Source organism: Pantoea dispersa (assembly GCF_019890955.1).
Taxonomy (GTDB): Bacteria; Pseudomonadota; Gammaproteobacteria; order Enterobacterales; family Enterobacteriaceae; genus Pantoea; species Pantoea dispersa.
This window is the reverse complement of the sequence record NZ_CP082346.1, coordinates 3,002,410-3,018,535: the sequence shown is the minus strand read 5'-3', so window position 1 is coordinate 3,018,535 and position 16,126 is coordinate 3,002,410. Positions and strand designations below refer to the sequence as shown.

12 protein-coding genes are annotated in these 16,126 nt (G+C 60.2%); 9 read left to right on the top strand and 3 right to left on the bottom strand.

Annotated features, from left to right (window positions below; translation table 11 throughout):
* Positions 1–102: 102 nt before the first annotated feature.
* The 3 genes from K7H94_RS14195 to K7H94_RS14185 are packed head-to-tail and all read left to right on the top strand — an operon-like array spanning position 103 to position 1,801.
* Positions 103–780: a CsgG/HfaB family protein gene (locus tag K7H94_RS14195; RefSeq protein ID WP_021507138.1), complete on the top strand. Its 678-nt coding sequence runs from the start codon at positions 103–105 to the stop codon at positions 778–780.
* Between the two features lie 11 nt (positions 781–791).
* On the top strand, positions 792–1,148 hold the full coding sequence (locus K7H94_RS14190; protein ID WP_021507139.1) for a DUF4810 domain-containing protein: 357 nt from the start codon (positions 792–794) through the stop codon (positions 1,146–1,148).
* A complete protein-coding gene (locus K7H94_RS14185) occupies positions 1,145–1,801 on the top strand; it encodes a DUF799 domain-containing protein (RefSeq protein WP_021507140.1) in 657 nt (218 codons plus the stop codon). The genes K7H94_RS14190 and K7H94_RS14185 overlap by 4 nt, the downstream gene beginning before the upstream one ends.
* 45 nt (positions 1,802–1,846) lie before the next feature.
* Here K7H94_RS14185 and K7H94_RS14180 read toward each other — a convergent pair whose 3' ends face one another.
* Complete coding sequence (locus K7H94_RS14180) at positions 1,847–5,524, bottom strand: AAA family ATPase (protein WP_222951216.1); 3,678 nt, start codon at positions 5,522–5,524, stop codon at positions 1,847–1,849.
* Positions 5,521–6,738: an exonuclease subunit SbcD gene (sbcD, locus tag K7H94_RS14175; protein WP_222951215.1), complete on the bottom strand. Its 1,218-nt coding sequence runs from the start codon at positions 6,736–6,738 to the stop codon at positions 5,521–5,523. The genes K7H94_RS14180 and sbcD overlap by 4 nt, the downstream gene beginning before the upstream one ends.
* A gap of 197 nt (positions 6,739–6,935) precedes the next feature.
* On the opposite strand from sbcD, the gene phoB reads away from it, so the two are divergent.
* From phoB to proY, 6 genes are all read left to right on the top strand, one after another.
* Positions 6,936–7,625: a phosphate response regulator transcription factor PhoB gene (gene phoB, locus K7H94_RS14170; RefSeq protein ID WP_021507143.1), complete on the top strand. Its 690-nt coding sequence runs from the start codon at positions 6,936–6,938 to the stop codon at positions 7,623–7,625.
* Positions 7,626–7,640: 15 nt separating this feature from the next.
* The gene (phoR, locus tag K7H94_RS14165; RefSeq protein WP_222951214.1) at positions 7,641–8,954 is read left to right on the top strand and encodes a phosphate regulon sensor histidine kinase PhoR; all 1,314 of its coding nucleotides are present in this window, start codon (positions 7,641–7,643) and stop codon (positions 8,952–8,954) included.
* Positions 8,955–8,972: 18 nt separating this feature from the next.
* Positions 8,973–9,899 carry a PstS family phosphate ABC transporter substrate-binding protein gene (locus K7H94_RS14160; RefSeq protein ID WP_058781206.1) on the top strand — a complete coding sequence of 309 codons (927 nt, stop codon included), beginning with the start codon at positions 8,973–8,975 and terminating at the stop codon, positions 9,897–9,899.
* 165 nt (positions 9,900–10,064) lie between these two features.
* Complete coding sequence (locus K7H94_RS14155; RefSeq protein ID WP_222951213.1) at positions 10,065–11,171, top strand: cobalamin-independent methionine synthase II family protein; 1,107 nt, start codon at positions 10,065–10,067, stop codon at positions 11,169–11,171.
* A gap of 402 nt (positions 11,172–11,573) precedes the next feature.
* Positions 11,574–12,893, top strand: a complete 1,320-nt coding sequence (brnQ, locus tag K7H94_RS14150; RefSeq protein WP_021507147.1) for a branched-chain amino acid transporter carrier protein BrnQ — start codon at positions 11,574–11,576, stop codon at positions 12,891–12,893.
* A 69-nt stretch (positions 12,894–12,962) separates the two neighbouring features.
* Positions 12,963–14,318 (top strand): proline-specific permease ProY, encoded by a 1,356-nt coding sequence (proY, locus tag K7H94_RS14145; RefSeq protein ID WP_058757974.1) that lies wholly within the window; start codon positions 12,963–12,965, stop codon positions 14,316–14,318.
* A 42-nt stretch (positions 14,319–14,360) separates the two neighbouring features.
* Here proY and K7H94_RS14140 read toward each other — a convergent pair whose 3' ends face one another.
* Positions 14,361–16,010: an acyltransferase family protein gene (locus tag K7H94_RS14140; protein WP_222951212.1), complete on the bottom strand. Its 1,650-nt coding sequence runs from the start codon at positions 16,008–16,010 to the stop codon at positions 14,361–14,363.
* Positions 16,011–16,126: the final 116 nt, after the last annotated feature.

The window sequence follows — 16,126 nt, the reverse complement described above, 5'->3', positions numbered from 1 at the left end:
AGACCGCAGCAGGGAATGCTATGGCATTACTCTGACTGTCGGCATAACCAGAATTTGCCGCCTGGTGGCGGTGTTATCCCTTCCTTTATTCATGGACCAGAAATGCAGAAGAAATATGCCTTTGCGGCACTCTCCTTGTTAAGCGCCGCGCTGCTCAGTGGCTGTGCCACCGAGTCGTCGCGCGCCATCGACGCGCCTCAGGTTCGCGCCGCAAGCCAGCCGGCTTATCAGGGCGTGCGCAGCCCAATCGCGGTGGGACAGTTTGATAACCGTTCGTCATACATGAATGGGATTTTCTCCGACGGCGTTGATCGTCTGGGCAACCAATCCAAAACCATTCTGATTACGCATCTGCAGCAGACCAATCGCTTCAACGTGCTGGATCGCAGCAACCTGAAAGAGTTGCAGCAGGAAGCCGACTTCAAACACAGCCAGCAGAATATCAAGGGCGCTAACTACATCATCACCGGTGACATCACCGAGTTCGGGCGCAAAGAAGTGGGCGACCAGCAGCTGTGGGGCATCCTCGGGCGCGGTAAAAGCCAGATCGCTTACGCCAAAGTGAACCTGAATGTGGTGGATGTGACCACTTCAGAAGTGGTGTACAGCGTGCAGGGCGCGGGTGAATACCAGCTGTCAGCGCGTGAGGTGATCGGCTTTGGCGGTACCGCCAGCTATGACTCTACCCTGAACGGCAAAGTGATGGATCTGGCGATCCGTGAAGCGGTCGACCACCTGGTAGATGGCATTAATAACGGCGCATGGCGCCCGGTGAAATAAGGATATTGACGATGAAATTACTGCAACTGAGCGCCGCGCTGATCGCGGCAGGCGTGCTGGCCGGCTGTGCGCCAAAAGGACCGGAGCCGATCTACTACTGGGGTGATTACCAGCAGCAGGTATACAGCTACTACCAGAAAGACAGCGATCCGCAGAAGCAGATTGATGCGCTGAATCTGGATATCGAAAAGGCCAAAGCGGTGAACAAGCCGGTAGCACCGGGTCTGCACGCCCAGCTGGGCCTGCTGTACGCCAAAAACGGCAATACGGATAAAGCTTTCAGCCAGTTCGCCCTTGAGAAGCAGCTGTTTCCGGAATCGGCCCCGTACATGGACTTTCTGATGAAGAAAAAAGGAGTGAACCAATGAAAAAACTGATTGCCGTGTGCGGCGTATTCGCGGCGCTGCTGCTGACCGGCTGTGCCCAGAATAAGAAACCGTATGACTACAGCGCCTTCCGTGCCAGTAAGCCGGCATCAATTCTGGTGCTGCCTGCCGATAACCGTGCGCCGGATATCAACGCCTCGCACAGCTTCACCTCGCTGGTGACCCAGCCGCTGGCGGAAGCGGGTTACTACGTGTTCCCGGTGGCGGTGGTGGAAGAGACCTTCCAGCAAAACGGCCTGAGCAACGGGCATGAAATTCAGGCGGTGAGCACGAAGCGCTTGCATGACATCTTCAACGCAGACAGCGCACTGTACATTTCGATTACCGATTATGGCAGCAGCTATCTGGTGGTTGATTCGGTGACCACGGTCTCGGCCACTGCCCGTCTGGTTGATCTGCGCAGCGGTAAAGAGCTGTGGCAGGGCATGGCCACCGCCAATGATTCTGAGAACAGCAACAACAGCAACGGCGGCATCATTGGCATGCTGGTGTCGGCGGCGATCAAACAGATCGCCAGCAACGCGGGTGACAAAGCGCACACCATTGCCGGTGTCACCAGCGCGCGTCTGTTAGCGCAGAACGAGCAGGGTGGTCTGCTGGCCGGTCCGCGCTACAAAGCGCCGGTTACGCGTTAATCTCGCTGGCGCGGCGATCAGCTGATCGCCGCGCCACTTCACGCATCACTCGCCCGGCAGCTCCAGTTTACTGTAGCCGAGCCCGTTCATTTTACGCACCCGGATCTGCACCGGGATACGCTCTTTCATCGCTTCCACATGACTGATCACGCCGATGGTTTTCCCGCTGGCGTTAAGCGCATCGAGCGCATCCAGCGCGGTGTCCAGCGTTTCGGCATCCAGCGTGCCGAAGCCTTCGTCGAGAAACAGTGATTCAATGCGCGTTTTATGGCTGACCAAATCGGACAGCGCCAGCGCCAGCGCGAGGCTGACGAGGAAGCTCTCGCCGCCGGACAGCGTACGCGTGTCGCGCGTGGCATCGGCCTGCCAGGTATCCACCACTTCCAGCTCCAGCTCATCGCTGACGCGGCGCTGCAATAAATAGCGGCCGTGCAGGCGATCGAGCTGGCGGTTTGCCAGCCACACCAGATGATCGAGGGTTAAGCCCTGAGCAAAGCGGCGGAACTTGTCGCCTTTGGCCGACCCGATCAGATCGTTGAGGCGGCTCAGCTGTGCCAGTTCCGCTTCGTCAGCGGCGATCTGCGCCAGCAGCGTTTGCTGCTGCTGACGCTGTTGGGTATCGCTGTGCAGCTGCTGCTGCGCTTCGCCCTGCTGGCGTGCGTTGTCACGCAGCGCCACGCGCAGCTGCTCGAGCCGGGCAGCGATGGAGCCAGCATCGGCATCGCTGAGCGCGGCCGGGCGCTGCTGCTGGTGATCGCTTAGCCGCTGCGCCAGTCTGGCATGCAGCGCGGTGTGCTGCTGATGCTGCTGCTCCAGCGTTTGCAGCCGCTGGCGCAGCGTCTGCACCTCATCTTCCGCCAGCAGCGCGGCGCGCAGGGCGCTTTCGTCAGCGAAATCACTGAGCAGCAACGCCTGCCGGAAGGCGTTTTCAGCGTCCGCTGCGCGCTGCGCCAGCGTCTGCTGCTGGCTGACAATCTGTTCATACTGACCTTTCAGGCCGTGCAGCTCGCTTTGCGCCTGCTGCCAGCGCTGCAGCTGTTGCGCCAGCGCCTGGTCATGCTGTTGCAGCGTGGCGTGCTGCTGCTGACGCGCGTCCGCCACGCGCCGGTCGCCAAACAGCTGCTGGCGCTGCTGCTGCTGGGCCTGCTGCTGCTGTTGCAGGTGGTTAAGGGCTTGCTGCAGGCTGGCGACCTGCTGCTGTTCACGCGCCAGCGTGTGCTGCAGGCTGCTGCCTTCCGTTTCGCTTTTCGCCAGCTGCGGCTGTAGCTCAGCAAGTAACCGCTCACTTTCCTGCCACTGCTGCCAGCGCTGCTGCAGCGTTTGCAGCCAGCCGGCGCGCTCGGGCGCTGCCGGCAGGCTAAGCTGATGGGCAGCCAGCTGCTGTTCCAGCTGCTGCAATTGCTGCTGCCATGCCTGCCGTTCACCGCTGACGCGCTGATCGATCTCATCCCGCTGCTGCCGGGCGCTGGCAAGCTGCTGCTGTGCCAGCTGTTGCTGCTGCTGATGTTGCTGCCAGCGCTGTTGCTGGTGCAGATGCGCGTCTTTGGCCTGCTGCAACGTGACGGCCGCCTGTTCACGCGCCTGCAACTGCTGCTGCTGGCGGGCTTCGAGCGCGTCCTGCTGCTGCAGCCAGGCGCTGAATTCTGCGTGCTGTTCAGCGCTGAAGGTAAGCGCCAGCTCACCGCACAGCGCCTGCCAGCGCTCGCGGGTGGCGGCGATCTGCTGGTCGAGATCGGCGATTTCCTGTTGCAGCGCCTGCTGTTGCAGCTGCGACAGTTTGAGCTGCTCGCCCCGCGCAGTGCCGGCTTCCCTGAGCTGCATCACGCGGCTCTCCAGCGCGGCCAGGCGCTGCTGATTTTCGTCCGGCTGCAACTGCTGGTAGCGGTCGATGGCCGGATGCTGGCAGGAGCCGCACAGCGGGCAGGGCTGTTCCGGCTGCAGCTTCGCCCGCTCGTCGGCCAGCTGAATAATCGTGCGCTCCAGTTCACACAGGCGACGCACATCCAGTAGCGTCTGATGCTCGCGCTTGTACTCCTCGCGCAGCTGCTGCAACGCCAGCGCTTCCTGCTCAGCATGCTGCTGTAACTGCTGCAGTTTAAGCTGACGCTGCTGGCGCTGCGGCTGGAGCGTTTGCCACTGTGCCGCCAGCAGGCTGAGCTGCTGACGTACGCCGCGCTGCTGCTGATGCTGCGCCAGCGCCGTCCGCAGCGCCGGGCTGGCGATCTCCGCTTCCAGCGAAGTAAGCACCTGCTCCGCCTGCTGGCGCTGCTGCTGTGCCGCGGCTTCTGCCTGTTGCAGCGGCTGTGCCGCCTGTTCGCGCGCCTGCAGCGCCTGCTGCTGCTGTTCCAGCTGGCTTTGCAGTTGTTGCTGCTGCGCGCTGAGCTGCGTCAGCGTTTGCTCACGCTCTTCAAGCCGGGCGAGTTCGGCCTGCCAGCGCGCCAGTTCGCCGCCCCAGCGGGCGACAGCGGCTTCACTCAGGCGAAACGCCTGCTGCTGCGCCAGCTGCTGTTGTAAGCGTTCACTTGCCTGCTGATGCTGATCCAGCGCCTGCTGGCTGAGTAACAGCGTTTTTTGCTGTTCGCTCAGCAGCGCCTGCTGCTGCTCAAGCTGCTGTGCACGGCTGGCGATCTGCTGATCGAGCGGGATCACCTGTTCGCTCAGCAGCGTCTCCAGCTGTTGCTGTTCGGCCAGCACATGTTCACGTGCCTGCTGTGCGGCCTGATAGTGGCTTTCAGCCTGCTGCAGCGCCGCTTGTGCCTGTTGCTGTTGCTGCTGTAACTGCTGCGCCTGCTGGTTCAGTGTCTGCTGGTCGCGCTGCAGCTGTTCGCGCTGCTGCAGTTTGTCGCGCAGCTTCTCCGCCGGTTCAGCACGCGCCAGCCGCTGACGATCGCCTTCCGCCTGCTGCCAGGCCGTGGCGGCAGCCTGCAACGCCTGCTGCGCCTGCTGTTGCTCCGCGTTGAGCTGCTGCTGCTGCGTCAGCCACTGCTGCTGCTGCTGGGCCTGCGCCAGCTGCTCGCTCAGATCCTGTTCGGTGCGGGTCAGCTGCTCCAGCTGCTGCGCCAGTTCGGCGCGGCGGGCGTCGTCGAGCAACTGCACCGCACCGGCGCGGGCGCGCAGCGTGTCGAGTGCCGCGCGCGCCGTGCGCCAGCGCTCGTAGATCTGCATCGAGATGTGGCCGTAGATTTCGGTGCCGGTCAGCTCCTCCAGCAGCTCGGCGCGCTCGCCGGGTTTGGCATTGAGGAAGGCGGCAAACTGCCCCTGCGACAGCATCATCGAACGGGTGAAGCGGGCAAAATCGAGACCGGACAAGGTTTCGATGGCTTTGAGCTTGTCACCGACTTTATCGGCGACGATCTGGTTGTCCGCCACGCGCGCCAGTTCGACGCGCGGCGCCTGCAGTTTACCTTCCGCCAGGCCGCGCGCGCGGTTCTGGCTCCAGAAGGCGCGCCAGGCTTCACCTTTGATCTCAAACTCCACTTCGGCGAGGCACTCAGCGGTGTCACGCGTCATCAGCTGATTTTCGCTCTGCGACAGGCCACCAAGGCGCGGCGTCTGGTGATAGAGCGCCAGACAGATGGCATCCAGCAGCGTGGTTTTACCCGCGCCGGTGGCGCCGGTGATGGCGAACAGCCCGTTGCTGGCAAACGGCTCGCGGCGGAAATCGATAAACCACTCGCCGCGCAGCGCGTTGAGGTTTTTAAAACGCAGCGTCAGAATTTTCATGCGCCCGGATCCTCCAGCGTCGCCAGCGTGCTGCGAAACAGCTGCGTTAACTGCGCGCGCTGTCCATCCTCCAGCTGTTCCTCCAGCGCCAGCCGGCGGGCAAACACCTCTTCAACTTTCAGTTCGCTCAGGGTTTCGTTCTCCAGCCGCGCCAGGCTGCGCTGACGCTGATCGCGGCTGCGGCGCACCAGCAGCACCTCAACCGGCAGCGCCTCGGTAAGCTGTTCGATGCGGCGCTGCAGATCGCTCAGGTACTCCTGAGTGGTGATTTCGATATCCAGCCACACCGGCAGATCGCCTTGATACGTGTGAAACGCGGTCAGCTGCTGTTCAATCTCCGCCATGGCGCCTTTTAACATCTGCATCGGCTGGAATGACGGAATAACCAGCGGTGTGACGGACTCCAGCCGGGTGCTAAATTCCAGCAGGAATACGCTTTTCTCACGCCCCAGCTCATCAAAACTGAGCGCAATCGGCGAACCGCTGTAGCGGATGTGATCGCTGTCGGCGATGCGCTGCGCACGATGGATGTGGCCCAGCGCAATGTAGTCGGCTGGCGGGAAGGCCTGCGCCGGAAAGGCGTCCAGCGTGCCGATGTAGATATCACGCACCGAATCGCTCTTGCTGACGCCCACGGTGGTGAGATGCCCGGTGGCGATGATCGGCAGCGCGCTGTCCATGGCTTCGCGCTGCGCCACGGCGGCGGCATAACAGTGCTGATAGTGCTGCTCAATCGCCTGCAGCAGCGACAGCTGCTTATCGCGTCCGGACTGACCCGCCTGGCTGCGCAGGATGTCGCGCGGACGCAGATAGGGAATGGCGCACAGCAGCGCGCCCGGCGTGCCGTCGCGCTGTTGCAGCGTCAGCACCTGCTGCTCGCCGCCGGGCGTGGCGCTGGTAATGACGCGGGTATTGAGGCAGGCCAGCAGCTCGCGCGATTCATTCAGCGTGGCGACCGAATCATGGTTGCCGGCCAGCACAATCAGCTGGCAGCCGCTGGGCTGCAGCGCCACCACGAAGCGGTTAAACAGTTCGCGCGCGTAGCTGGGCGGCGAACCGGTATCAAACAGGTCGCCAGCGACGATCAGCGCATCCACCTGATGCTGCACAATCGCGGCCAGCAGCCAGTCGAGGAATTGCTGGTGCTCGGCGGCGCGGCTTTTGCTGTAAAAGAACTGACCGAGATGCCAGTCAGCGGTGTGAATAATGCGCATGAATGCTCCGTGCCTGCTATCGCAAAGCGGCAGTATAACCGCTTAACAACGCAATGAAAAAAAAGCGAAACCGGTTGTCACAATTGCGCTTTTTATCTGATTATCATGAGGTGGGTTTTTCATAAAAGTGTCACAAAACTGACGCATAATGGCGCCGCAAACCCCCGTGACATGCCGTCACAATCGCAGGAGTAATAATGGCTAAGCGCATTTTGGTTGTGGAAGACGAAGCTCCCATCCGTGAAATGTTATGTTTCGTGCTGGAACAAAACGATTACCAGCCGATTGAGGCTGAGGACTATGACAGCGCGATTGGCAAGCTGATCGAACCCTGGCCCGATCTGATTCTGCTGGACTGGATGTTACCCGGCGGCAGCGGCATTCAGTTCATCAAACATTTAAAGCGTGAAGCCATGACGCGTGATATTCCGGTGATGATGCTGACGGCGCGCGGTGAAGAGGAAGATCGCGTGCGCGGGCTGGAAGTGGGCGCCGATGATTACATCACCAAGCCGTTCTCGCCCAAAGAGCTGATGGCGCGCATTAAAGCCGTGATGCGCCGTATCTCACCGATGGCGGTGGAAGAGGTGATTGAGATGCAGGGGCTGAGCCTCGATCCCTCCTCGCATCGCGTGATGTCCGAAACCACGCCGCTGGAAATGGGACCGACCGAATACAAACTGCTGCACTTCTTTATGACGCATCCGGAGCGCGTATACAGCCGCGAACAGCTGCTGAATCACGTGTGGGGCACTAACGTGTATGTGGAAGACCGCACCGTGGATGTGCATATCCGTCGTTTACGTAAAGCACTGGAAGTTTCCGGCCACGATCGCATGGTACAAACCGTTCGCGGAACAGGGTATCGTTTCTCTGCCCGCTACTAAACGGAGTCTTTTACCGTGCTGGAACGACTCTCCTGGAAGAGATTACTGACCGAGCTGGCGCTGGTGTGTCTGCCTGCGCTGGTGCTGGGTCTGCTGGTTGGCTATCTGCCGTTGTGGCTGTTACTGGCCGTGTGCGGCGTGCTGTTCTGGCACTTCAAAAATCTGATGCGGCTGTCGCACTGGCTGTGGATTGATCGTTCAATGACGCCGCCCACCGGGCGCGGCAGCTGGGAACCGCTGTTTTACGGCCTGTATCAAATGCAGTTGCGCAATCGCCGCCGCCGGCGCGAGCTGGGCAATCTGATCAAACGCTTTCGCAGCGGGGCCGAGTCGCTGCCGGACGCGGTGGTGCTCACCACCGAAGAGGGCACCATTTTCTGGTGTAACGGTCTGGCTCAGCAGCATCTCGGGCTGCGCTGGCCGGAAGATAATGGCCAGAATATCCTCAACCTGCTGCGCTACCCTGAATTCTCCCGCTATATCCGCCAGCGCGACTTCAACAAGCCGCTGACGCTGGTGCTCAATAACCAGCATCACATGGAGTTCCGCGTCATGCCTTACAGCGAAGGGCAGTGGCTGATGGTGGCGCGTGATGTCACCCAGATGCACCAGCTGGAAGGGGCGCGGCGTAACTTCTTCGCCAACGTCAGCCATGAACTGCGTACCCCGCTGACGGTGCTGCAGGGCTATCTGGAGATGATGGACGATGCCGGGATGAACGAGCGCACCCGCAGCAAGGCGCTCAATACCATGCAGGAGCAGACGCGACGCATGGACAGCCTGGTGAAGCAGCTGCTGACGCTGTCACGCATCGAAGCGGCCCCCGCCATTGATCTGAAAGAGACGGTGGATGTGCCGACCATGCTGCTGCTTTTGCAGCGCGAGGCGGAAACCCTCAGCCAGGGCCGTCACAGCATCCATTTCCACACCGATCCGCACCTGAAGGTGTTCGGCAATGATGAACAGCTGCGCAGCGCGATTTCCAATCTGGTGTATAACGCAGTGAACCACACGCCGGATGGCACGCGCATCGACATCAGCTGGTTGCGCACCAAACAGGGCGCCGAATTTAAAGTGTGCGACAACGGGCCCGGCATCAGCGAGGAGCATCTGCCGCGCCTGACCGAACGCTTCTACCGCGTGGATAAAGCGCGCTCGCGCGCCACTGGCGGCAGCGGGCTGGGGCTGGCCATTGTTAAGCATGCGCTCGGCCACCACACCACGCGGCTGGAGATCAGCAGCGTGCCGCATCAGGAAACCTGCTTCCGCTTCGTGCTGCCACCGCGCTTGATTGTGGCGAACGGAATCCGCGAGAATGTGGCGCAGTAAACGCCACCGGACTCTGTGATGAAATCACTGCTGCTCTCTCTTTTATTACTGTGCCCGCTGCTGGCGACGGCTCAGCAAAGCATGCTGACCGGCAACCTGAGCAGCGTGGGCTCGGACACGCTGGGCTATCTGATGACGCTGTGGGGCGAAGACTTCAGCCGTCAGTCGCCGGGCGTTAATGTGCAGGTGCAGGCGGCGGGATCGTCGACCGCGCCGACCGCGCTGGCCGCCGGAGCCGCTCAGCTTGGCGCCATGAGCCGGCCGATGCAGGTGGATGAGCGTCAGCTGTTTATCGCGCGCTATGGTTATGCACCGCTGGCGGTGCCGGTGGCGATGGATGCGCTGGTGGTGGTGGTCAATCAGGACAATCCGCTGCCGTCCATCAGTCAGCCGCAGCTGGATGCGCTGTTCTCCGTGACCCGGCTGTGCGGCGCACAGCAGGTGCCGCAGCGCTGGGGCGATGTTGGCCTGCATACGGCGAACTGGGCAACGCGCAGTATTCAGCGCTTTGGCCGTAACTCCGCTTCCGGCACCTGGGGCTTCTTCAAGCAGCAGGCGCTGTGTCGCGGCGATTTCCGCGCTGACGTCGCGGAGTTTCCCGGCTCGGCGGCGGTGGTGCAGGCGGTCGCCAGCACGCCGAACAGCATCGGCTACGCCAGCTTTGGCTTTCACCTGAGCGGCGTGAAAACCCTGCCGATCGTCACCGCCAGCGGCGACAGCGTTATGCCAGATGCCGAATCGATCCGCAGCGGCCGTTATCCGTGGTCGCGCCCGCTGTATATCTACGTTAACAAGGCACCCGGCAAACCGCTGCCGCCGCTGGTCGCCGCCTTTCTGCAGCAGGTGCTCTCTGCGCAGGGTCAGCGCCGCGTAACGGAGGCCGGCTACCTGCCGCTGTCCGACAGCCAGATCGCGCAGGCGCGCGCGGCGATTGCGCAAAACTAATTCACGCTGACCGATCATGAATTTTTTTCACGTTCCCTGAATTTTCTTCTATTGCCGCCGGCAGGGCGCCATGTCACTCTTATGGACATATAGCCATCCAGATGGCTGAAAATAACCCTACGCAATTATACCCTGACGCAATTATGCGCCAGTGCAGGAGTGAATATGCAACGCAACACCGCCCCGTTCCGCGCCGATACCGTCGGCAGTTTTCTGCGTCCCGCTGCCATTAAGCAGGCACGCGAGCAGTTCGCCAGTGGCACCCTCAGCGCCGAACAACTGCGTCAGGTAGAAGACGATGCGATTCGCCAGGTGGTGGAGCAGCAGCGCGCCAGCGGTCTGCAGGTGGTGACCGACGGTGAATTCCGCCGCGCCTGGTGGCACTTTGATTTCTTTGGCCATCTGCACGGTGTCGAGCTGTTCGAGGCTGATCAGGGCATTCAGTTCAACGGCGTGCAGACCAAAGCGCACGGCGTGAAGGTCACCGGCAAAGTTGCTTTTAACCCGCAGCATCCGATGCTGGACCATTTCCGCTTCCTGCAAAGCGTAGCCGGCGATGCGGTGGCGAAAATGACCATTCCCAGCCCGAGCGTGCTGCACTTCCGCGGCGGCCGCAAAGTGATTGATGCCACAGTGTATCCGGATCTGGAGCAGTACTTCGCCGATCTGGCACAGACTTACAAGGATGCGATCAAGGCGTTTTACGACGCTGGCTGCCGCTATCTGCAGCTGGATGACACCGTTTGGGCGTACCTGTGTTCAGGCGATCAGCAGCAGCAAATCCGCGAGCGCGGTGAAGATCCGCAACAGCTGGCGCGCATTTATGCGCAGGTGCTGAATCGCGCGCTGGAAGATAAACCGGCGGATCTCACCGTTGGCCTGCACGTGTGTCGCGGTAACTTCCGCTCGACCTGGATCTCGGAAGGCGGCTACGAGCCGGTGGCGGAAATTCTGTTTGGCAGCGTGAACATCGATGCGTTTTTCCTCGAGTACGATAATGAGCGCTCCGGTGGCTTTGAGCCGCTGCGTTTCATCAAACCGGGTCATCAGCAGGTGGTATTAGGGCTGATTACCACCAAAACCGGCGAGCTGGAAGACGCTGCACAGGTGAAGGCGCGCCTGCAGGAAGCGGCGCAGTTTGTCAGCCTCGACCAGATTTGCCTCAGCCCGCAGTGTGGCTTTGCGTCAACGGAAGAGGGCAACAGCCTGACCGAAGCGCAGCAGTGGCAGAAGATTCGTCTGGTTGTCGACATCGCACAACAGGTGTGGTGATGCTGTAAAGTTGTGCAAACAGGCGCGTAAAGCGCGCCTTTTGTGCATCCCTGCGGCGGTTTCTGCAAGGATATCGCCCGCTTTGCAGAAACTTTAAGCAAATCATCTCAGGTGTTTTCCGACTATTTCCTGCTTATCCACTGCGTTCTGACGCTTTCCTGTTATATCCTTCTGGTTTTCCGATCCCGTATTGCCTTTCTTCGCTATAAACGTTTTAATTTGCGCCGTTGTCGATTCATCCCTCTGTGAACAGAAGAAAAGCAGTTTAAATCACCTGCGCTGTACCGATTCGGCCCGCATAACGCACTGGTCAAGCCAGTTAAGCCATTGTTTTCGCGCATTCAGGGGACAACACAAACCCAACTTCCACCGCAACATCAGCTACAGGCAGTACAGAAGTTTATGACACATCGTTTAACCTCCAGGGATATCCTGGCGCTGGGCTTCATGACCTTTGCCCTGTTCGTTGGCGCAGGAAACATCATTTTCCCGCCTATGGTCGGTATTCAGTCTGGCGAGCATGTCTGGATTGCCGCCTTCGGCTTCCTGATCACCGCGGTTGGTTTGCCGGTGATGACCGTGATCGCGCTGGCGCGCGTTGGCGGCGGTATTGATGCGCTCAGCTCACCGATTGGTAAAGCGGCCGGTCTGCTGCTCGCCACCGTATGCTATCTCGCCGTCGGCCCGCTGTTTGCCACGCCGCGCACCGCGACCGTTTCATTTGAAGTCGGGATTGCGCCACTGACCGGCGACGGCCCGCTGCCGCTGTTTATCTATAGCCTGGTGTACTTCGCGCTGGTGATTGGCATTTCGCTCTATCCGGGCAAGCTGCTGGACACCGTCGGCCACTTCCTCGCACCGCTGAAAATTGTCGCGCTGACCATTCTGGGCGTCGCGGCGCTGCTGTGGCCGGCTGGCGGCATTTCGCCGGCCACCGCCGACTACCAGCGTGCGGCCTTCTCCAGCGGTTTCGTGAACGGCTATCTGACCATGGATACGCTCGGCGCGCTGGTGTTCGGTATCGTCATCGTTAATGCGGCGCGTTCGCGTGGCGTGGAAGACAGCAAACTGCTGACGCGCTATACCATGCTGGCAGGCGTGATCGCCGGTGTTGGCCTGACGCTGGTGTACCTCAGCCTGTTCAAGCTGGGCTCCGGCAGCGGCGCGATTGTCGATCAGAACGCTAACGGCGCGGCGATTCTGCATGCTTACGTGCAGCAGACCTTCGGCGGCATGGGCAGTGTCTTCCTCGCCGCGCTGATTTTCGTCGCCTGTATGGTTACGGCGGTGGGCCTGACCTGCGCCTGCGCAGAATTCTTTGCGCAATACCTGCCGTTGTCGTATAAAGCGCTGGTGTTTATTCTCGGCCTGTTCGCCATGCTGGTGTCGAACCTCGGTCTCAGCCACCTGATTCAGATTTCGATTCCGGTACTGACGGCTATCTATCCGCCGTGCATCGTACTGGTGGTACTGAGCTTTACCCTGAGCTGGTGGAATCGCAGCACGCGCATCATTGCGCCAACCATGCTGATCAGCCTGCTGTTTGGTATCGTTGACGCCATCAAAACCACCAGCTTTAAAGATGCGCTGCCGCTGTTTAGCCAGCATCTGCCGCTGGCCGATCAGGGACTCTCCTGGCTGCCGCCGTCGCTGGCGATGCTGGTGATTGCTGCGGTAGTTGACCGGGTGAAAGGGCGTGAGCAGGTTGCCGTTCACCAGTAAGCAACATCGCTGTTAATTCCGACCACGGGCTTGCCCGTGGTTTTTTCATTTCCACAGGTACTGTTTGTTATGCAAGAAACCAATAAGCTCAAACGCGGACTGAGCACGCGCCACATCCGTTTTATGGCGCTGGGATCGGCGATTGGCACCGGGCTGTTTTACGGCTCGGCAGATGCCATCAAAATGGCAGGCCCCAGCGTACTGCTGGCCTACATCATCGGCGGCGCCGTGGCGTATATCATCATGCGCGCGCTGGGCGAGATGTCGGTGAACAATCCGCAGGCCAGCTCGTTTTCACGCTACGCGCAGGATTACCTCGGACCGCTGGCGGGCTATATCACCGGCTGGACGTACTGCTTTGAAATCCTGATTGTGGCGATCGCCGACGTCACGGCTTTTGGTATCTACATGGGCGTGTGGTTCCCGGACGTGCCGCACTGGATTTGGGTGCTGTCGGTGGTGCTGATCATCGGCGCCATCAACCTGATGAGCGTGAAGGTGTTTGGCGAAGTGGAGTTCTGGTTCTCCTTCTTCAAAGTTGCCACCATCATCATCATGATCGTGGCCGGTTTCGGCATGATTTTCTGGGGCATCGGCAACGGCGGTCAGCCGACCGGCATCCATAATCTGTGGACCAACGGCGGCTTCTTTGCCCACGGTATCGTCGGCATGCTGCTGTCGCTGCAGATGGTGATGTTCGCCTACGGCGGCATTGAGATTATTGGTATCACCGCCGGCGAAGCTAAAGATCCGGCGAAATCGATCCCGCGCGCCATCAACTCCGTACCGCTGCGCATTCTGGTGTTCTATGTCGGCACGCTGTTTGTGATCATGTCGATCTATCCCTGGAACCAGGTCGGTACCGCAGGCAGCCCGTTCGTGCTGACTTTCCAGCACCTCGGTATCGCCGCCGCCGCCTCCATTCTGAACTTTGTGGTGCTGACTGCCTCGCTGTCGGCGATTAACAGCGATGTGTTTGGCGTCGGCCGCATGCTGCACGGTATGGCGCAGCAGGGACATGCGCCGAAGATGTTTATGAAGGTGTCGAATCGCGGCATTCCGTGGGTCACGGTGCTGGTGATGATGCTTGCCATGCTGGTGGCGGTGTACCTCAACTATCTGATGCCGGAAAAAGTGTTCCTGGTGATTGCCTCGCTGGCGACGTTTGCCACCGTGTGGGTGTGGATTATGATTCTGCTGTCGCAGATCGCGTTCCGCCACAAAATCGGCAAAGAGCAGGCCGGTAAGCTGCAGTTTGCTCTGCCGGGCGGCAGCGCTACGGCGTGGGTGGGGGTGCTGTTCCTTGCCTTTATCATCGCGCTGATTGGCTACTTCCCGGATACGCGTATCTCGCTGTACGTCGGGTTTGCGTGGATTGTTCTGCTGCTGCTGGCGTGGCCGCTGGCGAAGAAACGTAAAGCGTAAGTAACTTTACAGCGGGCGAAGCGAGACTTCGCCCGTGGTGCATTACCAGTTTTTCCCCAGCGCCATCTCTCCGCCGTACGGATTCAGGTGATTATTGTCGTACCAGAGCGGCATACCCTGATGAGTGACCAGACAACCCTGCGCATTACACAACGTCTCCTGCAGTGACAACACGCGCACGCCGCGCTGCTGATAATCCTTTAACAGATTTGCCACCGATGCGTTTGGCATCTGCATCTGCTGCGTGCGTTCCGCCGCCAGCGCCGCGCCATCCTGCGCGCTGAGCCAGCTATTCAGGCTGCGGCGCAGCGGCATATTGCGGTTATGGCTGTAGCGCAGCGGATCGAGCGTGATGGTCGGCACATCGTCAATCAGGGTGATCTTTTTCCCCGCCGCCAGCAGCTGCGCCACCACGGTATCCAGCCCGCTTTTCAGCGCCTGCAGATTGTCCTGCGCCGGATCGCGGAGACTGCGGAATCCGCTGCCCGGCTGCGTACTGAGGCCCGCAGCCCAGAACGCGCTGATCACCACTTCGTCTATTTTATCGCTCAGAATGATCGGCAAAACCCGCTGATTAAAATCGAGGCACTGCTGTGCATGCTGCGGTTTTTGCGGCATCGCGCGCGTGGCGTCAAGCAGGAAAGGGCAGGAGGCTTTGGTCAGCTGAAACAGCGGTTTCTGCTGCCGCCGGGCGTAATCGGCGACGTTAGACGCCAGCGCGGCGGCATGGCTGTCGCCAATCAGCGCTATCGCCGGTGTGTCACTCTGCGGCTGGCACTGCGCATCGCGGGCGGGCCGCGTGGCGCCGTAATCCAGCAGGCAGGGATCGCGCTGGGCGGCGACTTTCCATTCGTCGCCGAGCATCACCGCTTCACTGACGCGCGATTTCAGGCCACCGCTCTGCCACAGCAGCACCATGGCACCGGCTGTCAGCAGCGCCAGCCAGCCGGGAAAGCGATCGCTATGGCTGAGTAACAGCGTGGCACCGATGATCAGCAGCCAGCCAGCAAGATGACAGAGGCTGGCCAGCCGGCCGGTGACGGGGCGGGGTTGCCACAGCGCCAGCAGCACGCCGGCACCCAGCTCCCAGGCGCGGGTTGGCAGCAGATAAAACGCCTGAGTGCTGGAGAGGGGCGTTAACCACAGGCAGCCGGCCAGCGACAGCAGGCTGAGCAGTAGTACCACGCCGGTCATTGTGCGCCGCAGCCGCGCGGCCAGCAGCAGAATAAACGGCAGCACGATATAGAACTGCTCCTCAATGCCCAGCGACCAGGTCATCAGCAGCGGATTGAGATCGGCATCTGCACTGAAATAGTCGCCGCTCTTCAGTAACAGCATATTGGGCACCGAGAGAAACACCGCCATGCTGTATTTTGCCAGCTGGCTTAATTCCAGCGGTGATAACAGCAGATAACCGAGCAGCAGCAATACCATCAGCATAAAAAACAGGGCGGGCGCAATACGCCGGATGCGGCGTAAATAAAACTGATAAAACGAGAAGGTGCCGGCGGTAATTTCTTTACTGATAATACCGCCAATTAAAAAGCCGGAAATAACGAAAAATATATCGACGCCAATAAAGCCGCCCGGCATGGCGCTGACGCCGCAGTGGAACAGCACAACCAATATAATGGCGACAGCGCGCAGACCATCGATATCCGGACGATAGCGCAGCGAGGCAGGTACAGACATAACAGGATCCCAGTTATTCAATGTTAATTTACGATTTTATTGCTGCGGATAAAAATAGCTCGGCGCATCCTGTCGCCGAAAAATGTAAAAAGAGAAAGGTATTACTAAGGGATGAT